Raw genomic sequence first — 6534 nt, forward strand, 5'->3', positions numbered from 1 at the left:
ATGAGCAGTTGGGCAATTTTCTGATGAATAACAGTTGCGATTTGGTGGTTTTTCTTGACCAGAGAGGTCTCAGAGCCAGCTACTTTCCCACACTTTTTACACTTAAAAAGGCTCCATAATCTCCATAGGGGATTTACCCACTACAGAAATTATAGAACCAGTTTGTTTATGCAATTTTAATTAAAAAATAAATAAAAATACGTAAAAAGTTGACAAATGCGCTTATATGCATTTTTGTATAAAATATAACATAAAAATACAAAAAATGGAGACATATTATGACTAAGGAAAAAATTGTTTTAGCTTACTCGGGTGGACTTGATACATCAGTAGCCATTGCCTGGCTTAAAAAAACTATGATGTCGTAGCAGTTTGTATGGATGTTGGTTAAGGAAAAGACTTGGATTTTATTCATGATAAAGCCCTTAAAGTTGGTGCGGTTGAATCTTATGTCATTGATGTGAAATAAGAATTTGCTAATGACTATGTGTTTCCAGCGCTTCAAGCACATGCCTTCTATGAACAAAAATCTCCATTGGTATCAGCACTTAATCGTCCTTTGATTTCTAAAAAATCGGTAGAGTTAGCTCATGAAACCGGAGGAACAACAATTGCGCACGGATGTACCGGAAAAGGGAACGACCAAGTTCGTTTTGAAGTGCCTATTGTAGCTCTCGATCCAGAATTGAAAGTGGTCGCCCCTGTCAGAGAATGGCAATGGTCTCGCGAAGAAGAGATTGCCTATGTCAAAGAAAATGACGTGCCAGTTCCAGCATACTTGGATAACCCTTACTCTGTTGACTAAAACCTTTAGGGGCGTGCTAATGAGTGTGGTGTTTTGGAAAATCCTTGGAATCAAGCGCCAGAAGAAGCTTTTGGGATTACCAATTCTCCTGAAGAAGCACCAGACCAAGCAGAATTTGTTGATATCACTTTCGTAGCCGGTAAACCTGTTGCAGTCAATGGTGAAGAACTCAGACTAGTAAAATTGATTCAAAAGCTCAATGTTATTGCAGGTAAACATGGTGTTGGACGTATTGACCACGTTGAAAACTGTTTGGTTGGTATCAAATCAAGAGAAATTTATGAGTGCTCAGGAGCTATTACCCTTCTGGCCACTCACAAGGAAATTGAAGATTTGACATTGACACGTGAAGTCTCACATTTTAAACCTATTTTGGAAAATGAATTTGCTAATCTTGTCTATAATGCTCTTTGGTTTAGCCCAGCGACAAAAGCTTTACAAGCTTACATTGCTGAAACACAAAAAGTAGTTAACGGAACAGCAAAAGTGAAATTATACAAAGGTCATGCCCAAGCTGTGGCTAGAAAATCAGATAATTCACTTTACGACGAAGATTTGGCAACTTACACAAGTGCAGATAGTTTTGACCAAGAAGCAGCAGTAGGTTTTATCAAACTTTGGGGCTTACCAACCCAAGTTAATGCTCAGGTCAATAAAGGTTAAGGAGTTATTATGGTTGGAAATCAAAAATTATGGGGTGGCCGTTTTGAGGCTCAAGTAGTGGAATGGGTAGAAGCGTTTGGTGCTTCTATCGGATTTGACCCAAAAATAGCAAAACAGGATTTAGAAGGTTCAATTGCCCATGTGACCATGCTGGGTGAAACAGGAATTATTAGCCACGAAGAGTCTTTTACCATAAAAACAGGGTTGATGGACTTGCTATCTGAATTTGAAGCGGGTACTCTCAACTTTGATATTTCCAACGAAGATATCCACAGGAACATGGAGAGTCGGTTGACGCAAAAAATTGGTCCGGTTGCTGGTAAACTCCATACCCCACGCTCTAGAAATGATCAGGTTGCGACAGATATGCATCTCTATCTGAAAGAGCAATTACACACCATCGTGTCGCTCTTGAAAGATTTACGTCAGGTTTTAGTTGACTCGGCTGGAGAGCATGTAGAAACCATTATGCCGGGTCATACACACTTACAACATGCTCAGCCAATTTCTTTTGGGCATCACTTGATGGCCTACTATCAGATGTTTACGAGAGATAGTGAACGGTTCACCTTCAATCTCCAGCATACGGATGTCTCACCTCTTGGAGCAGCTGCCTTAGCTGGTACGACCTTTCCAATTGATCGTTACATGACTAGTGACTTGCTTGGTTTTTCAGCGCCTTATGCGAATTCTTTAGACGCTGTGTCTGATTGTGATTTTATTTTGGAATTTTTAAGTAATGGCTCTATCCTCATGATGCATCTTAGCCGTTTTTGTGAGGAAATTATCAATTGGTGTTCACATGAGTACCAATTTGTGACCTTGTCAGATACTTTTTCAACAGGGTCATCTATGATGCCTCAAAAGAAAAATCCTGATATGGCAGAATTGATCAGAGGCAAAACAGGTCGTATTTATGGTGATTTACTAGGTTTACTAACGGTTATGAAATCTCTTCCCTTGGCTTATGATAAGGATTTGCAAGAGGATAAAGAAGGTATGTTCGATACGGTTGATACCGTCACCGTTTCTCTGAAAATTATGGCTGGTATGTTGGAAACCATGACGGTCAATCAAAACATTATGGAAGCCTCAACGACCAAAGATTTCTCAAATGCTACTGAGCTTGCGGACTACTTGGCAGCCAAAGGCTTGCCATTTCGTGAATCGCATGCTATTGTCGGACACATGGTCTTGGAATGCACCAAGAAAGGTATTTACTTACAGGATGTGCCTTTGGAGGACTATAAGGTTCAGTCAGATTTGATTGGGGTTGATGTTTATGAGGTTCTGGATAGTCATCAGGCTATTACCAGACGTCAATCCCTTGGTGGAACAGGATTTGATCAGGTTTTATGGCAGATTGAAAAAGCAAAAACAGATTTATTGTCATAATTGCTCTAAAGTCAATAGTCGCAAGGCTTTTGGCTTTTTTGATGTTTTTTTGATATAATAGGGAGAATACAGATATTTGGAGATCACTTTGAAAAAATCATATCGTGTTAAAAGTGAGAAGGATTTTCAAGCCATCTTTAGCAAGGGGAAAAGCTGTGCCAATCGGAAGTTTGTTGTCTACCGTTTGGATAAAGAGCAGCCACATTATCGTCTGGGCTTATCGGTGAGCAAAAAGCTTGGTAATGCTGTGACACGTAACCTTATCAAGAGACGATTGAGACATATTGTGATGGAGTTAGACTCAGGTCTGCGTCATCAAGACTTTGTTATCATCGCTCGTAAAGGTGTGGAAGAGTTAACCTACCAAGATATGAAATCAAATCTCATACATGTACTAAAAATTGCAGAATTATTTGAAGAAGGACAAAGTAGTGAAAAAGAAATTTAAACTCTCAGGAATGGTTGGACTAGCTCTTATCTTGTTAACGGCTTGTGGCACCAGTGAAGTCACCAAATCATCAAATGGTTTTTGGAACCAGTTGATCTATCTCTTTGCAGAGATTATTCGTTTCCTTGGTTTTGGCGGTTCAATTGGTCTTGGTATTGTACTCTTTACCCTTTTAATTCGTTTGATTTTGATGCCGCTGTATCACATGCAACTCAAATCAAGTCAAAAAATGCAGGACTTGCAACCTGAATTACGCGAGTTACAACGTCAGTATCCTGGCGCTGAGAACCGTATGAAGCTGGCAGAAGAAAGCCAAGCGCTCTATAAGAAGTATGATGTTAATCCTTATGCTTCCTTATTGCCATTAGTGGTTCAACTACCAATTTTGATGGCTTTGTATCAAGCATTGAGCCGCGTTGCTTTCCTAAAAGAAGGTCATTTCCTCTGGGTCAACCTAGCTGAGAGAGATCCTTACTTTATCTTGCCAATTCTCGCTGCTCTCTTTACTTTCTTATCAACCTGGTTGACTAACAAGGCTGCTAAAGAGTCAAATATTACCTTGACTATGATGACCTATCTCATGCCGATTTTGATTTTGGTGATGGGGGCTAACTTGGCTAGTGGTATTGCCCTTTATTGGACGGTGTCAAATGCTTTTCAAGTTGGTCAAATCCTGCTCTTGAATAACCCTTTCAAAATCATTGCAGAACGTAAACGTTTGGAAGAAGAAGAGAGAGAACGTTTGGCGAAAATTAGACGAGCTAAGAAAAAAGCGCGTAGAAAGTAATAAAGGAGATAGAAAATGGCTGTATTTACAGGTAAAAATGTAGAAGAAGCGATAGAGACTGGTTTGAATGAGCTTGGGATCCCTCGTTTAAAAGCACGTATCAAAGTCATTTCTAAGGAGAAAAAAGGCTTTTTAGGTTTTGGTAAAAAAACTGCCCAAGTCGAAGTTTCTAGCATAGAAGACGCTCAAGAATCTGATAAAAAAGCCAGCAGTGTCACTAGCATTTTCAAAGAACGTCCAACATCAACCACTGAATTGGATGAAAAAGCATTAGTAGCAGAATCAATTGTTTCTCAAGAAGTTTCAAAGTCATCTCAGCCAATTGTCTCGGATCCAGAAGTGACCGATACAGAAATAGTGATTGAAGAAGCGGTAGTCACGCCAAGCGAGTCTGCAGATAGTGTTGAAAGCCAGCCGTCAGGAGTATCTTCCGAGGCAGAAGTTCGTGTAACAGAAGAATCTGAATGGCTACTGATTGTTGAAGAACAATCAAGTGTTTATAAAGAGACGTCTGATACAGTGGCACAGGTTTCTGATGAGGAGACTTTTGATCAATTCGTTGTTAAAGAATTTTCAGTTGATGACAATGCTTCATCACCAGAGTTGGTTGCTGAATCAGAAGAAGCTGCAAGACAGGTGACAGCCTATGTTCAAAATGTCATTGATGAGATGGACGTGGAAGCGAGTATTGATACGCAGACTAGTCGACGTCGAATCAAGTTACAAATTGAGACAACAGAACCAGGCCGTGTGATTGGTTACCACGGCAAAGTATTGAAATCACTTCAATTATTAGCGCAGAATTATTTGCATGACCGTTATTCACGCCATTATTCCGTATCCATTAACGTTCATGACTATGTTGAACACCGCACGGAAACCTTAATTGACTTTACGCAGAAAATTGCTGATCGTGTTTTAGAGTCAGGTGAGTCATTTGATATGGACCCAATGAGTAACAGCGAGCGCAAAACGGTTCATAAAACCATTTCGCAAATCGAAGGTGTCTCGTCTTATTCAGAGGGTGATGATCCTAACCGCTACGTTGTAGTGACTTTATCAGAAGATTAATCATAGAAGCTAGCTTGTTTAGCTTCTTTTTTATTGTTTCTGACCACTTAGGGGTTCTTTTTAACCAGTTGTCCAAGAACCTGTCACAAACTAAGAAGGATTTGATATCATAAAACCATAAAGAAAGATAAGAAATGAGGTGGTGATAGTGAAGTGGAAATTTCAGCAGCAAGTTGTTGATGAATTATCGGTCATTATCCAAAAGGGTAGCTATGATCAAGAAGTCGCAGATTTTGTGAGCTATATCGAAGCCTATCAAGCTAATAGGAAGGATTTAATCACCATAAAAACAAGTGATGATATTCTGATTTTAAAAATTGCCGATATCTCAGCTGTAGAAGTTGCTGGAGACTATCTGGTAATCTATGAGAAAACGAGGCAGATTAGAACCAGGCAAAGGCTCTATCAATTCAAGGAAAGGCTGGGGGATAGGGACATGATTCAAGTTTCCAAGCAAAGTTTGATTAACATCAATCATTTAGAGCGAATGGAAGCATCATTTTCTGGTAACATGACCGCCTTTTTAAGAGGAGGGTTGAAAGTGACTGTTAGCAGGCGTTATTTGAAAGCATTGGAAAAACGATTAGGTTTGTAGGAGGGAATTACCATGAGAAAAATAGTAAATTACTTTTTAATCGGTGTGGGATGGGGTTCATTTATGTATTTAGTGAATCTGTTGATTTTTAACTCTACACCAAGTTGGTTTAGTAGTTTGGTAACATGGGTAATTAGTGGATTGATGGGGATTGCTGCCCTGATATATCATCATCCAAAGTGGAGTGATGCCAAGAAAAGACTTATCCATGTCTTGACGATTTATGTTCTTGTGATGGTTATGCTTATTATCAATCAATGGGTTCCCTTTGAAATGATTCACATATTGGGGGTTAGTTTACAATTTCTAGTTATTTATCTTGTCATTGCTGGCTTTTTTTCCTGGCAAAACAAGGATAGTGTCTCTAAAATCAACCAAAAACTTAGGAATAAAGAAAATAAATCTTGACAAGGGTTGCTAATTTCTGTAAACTAGTATGGTATGTTTAGTAACTGATATCACAAATAGCCGGCTAAACGAATACGAAAATCTATGAGGAGGTATTCATTGTGAAACGTACTTATCAACCAAGTAAAATTCGTCGTCAACGTAAACACGGATTCCGTCACCGTATGTCTACTAAAAATGGACGTCGCGTGCTTGCAAGCCGTCGTCGTAAAGGGCGTAAAGTCTTGTCAGCTTAATCGCTAACAGGTGATAATAAAAGAAAACCAGAAGTGCTCGAGACTTCTGGTTTTTTGGTACGACGGGCATGTCGTATATCTGAGGTGTAAGTCCTCTGTGGGCACCCGCTACCGGTGAACCTAATA

At 39.5% G+C, this 6534-nt stretch carries 7 protein-coding genes and 1 pseudogene; all 8 read left to right on the forward strand.

The window, feature by feature from the left end; genetic code table 11:
* The first annotated feature begins 278 nt into the window (after positions 1 to 278).
* The 8 genes and pseudogenes from ACMZ6U_RS08600 to rpmH all read left to right on the forward strand — a co-directional run bounded on the left by ACMZ6U_RS08600 (position 279) and on the right by rpmH (position 6408).
* A pseudogene (locus ACMZ6U_RS08600) lies at positions 279 to 1468 on the forward strand (argininosuccinate synthase).
* 9 nt (positions 1469 to 1477) lie between these two features.
* A complete protein-coding gene (gene argH / locus ACMZ6U_RS08605) occupies positions 1478 to 2863 on the forward strand; it encodes an argininosuccinate lyase (protein WP_416107939.1) in 1386 nt (461 codons plus the stop codon).
* An 88-nt stretch (positions 2864 to 2951) separates the two neighbouring features.
* The gene (gene rnpA, locus ACMZ6U_RS08610) at positions 2952 to 3311 is read left to right on the forward strand and encodes a ribonuclease P protein component (RefSeq protein WP_416107941.1); all 360 of its coding nucleotides are present in this window, start codon (positions 2952 to 2954) and stop codon (positions 3309 to 3311) included.
* A complete protein-coding gene (locus ACMZ6U_RS08615; RefSeq protein ID WP_416107943.1) occupies positions 3295 to 4098 on the forward strand; it encodes a YidC/Oxa1 family membrane protein insertase in 804 nt (267 codons plus the stop codon). Before rnpA ends, ACMZ6U_RS08615 begins: the two co-directional genes overlap by 17 nt.
* 15 nt (positions 4099 to 4113) lie before the next feature.
* On the forward strand, positions 4114 to 5169 hold the full coding sequence (gene jag / locus ACMZ6U_RS08620; RefSeq protein WP_416107945.1) for an RNA-binding cell elongation regulator Jag/EloR: 1056 nt from the start codon (positions 4114 to 4116) through the stop codon (positions 5167 to 5169).
* A 148-nt stretch (positions 5170 to 5317) separates the two neighbouring features.
* Positions 5318 to 5764, forward strand: coding sequence for a LytTR family DNA-binding domain-containing protein (locus ACMZ6U_RS08625; RefSeq protein WP_416107947.1), 447 nt, complete (start codon positions 5318 to 5320; stop codon positions 5762 to 5764).
* Between the two features lie 12 nt (positions 5765 to 5776).
* Positions 5777 to 6172, forward strand: a complete 396-nt coding sequence (locus ACMZ6U_RS08630) for a DUF3021 domain-containing protein (RefSeq protein ID WP_416107949.1) — start codon at positions 5777 to 5779, stop codon at positions 6170 to 6172.
* Positions 6173 to 6273: 101 nt separating this feature from the next.
* Positions 6274 to 6408 (forward strand): 50S ribosomal protein L34, encoded by a 135-nt coding sequence (rpmH, locus tag ACMZ6U_RS08635; protein WP_000831903.1) that lies wholly within the window; start codon positions 6274 to 6276, stop codon positions 6406 to 6408.
* The last annotated feature ends 126 nt before the right edge of the window (positions 6409 to 6534 follow it).

This window comes from Streptococcus pluranimalium, assembly GCF_047785745.1.
Lineage (GTDB): Bacteria > Bacillota > Bacilli > Lactobacillales > Streptococcaceae > Streptococcus > Streptococcus pluranimalium_B.

Excerpts from the sequence above, each read along its gene's own strand:
- ACMZ6U_RS08630 (WP_416107949.1), top strand. The coding sequence starts at position 5,777 with ATGAGAAAAATAGTAAATTACTTTTTAATCGGTGTGGGATGGGGTTCA.
- argH (WP_416107939.1), top strand. The coding sequence starts at position 1,478 with ATGGTTGGAAATCAAAAATTATGGGGTGGCCGTTTTGAGGCTCAAGTA.
- jag (WP_416107945.1), top strand. The coding sequence starts at position 4,114 with ATGGCTGTATTTACAGGTAAAAATGTAGAAGAAGCGATAGAGACTGGT.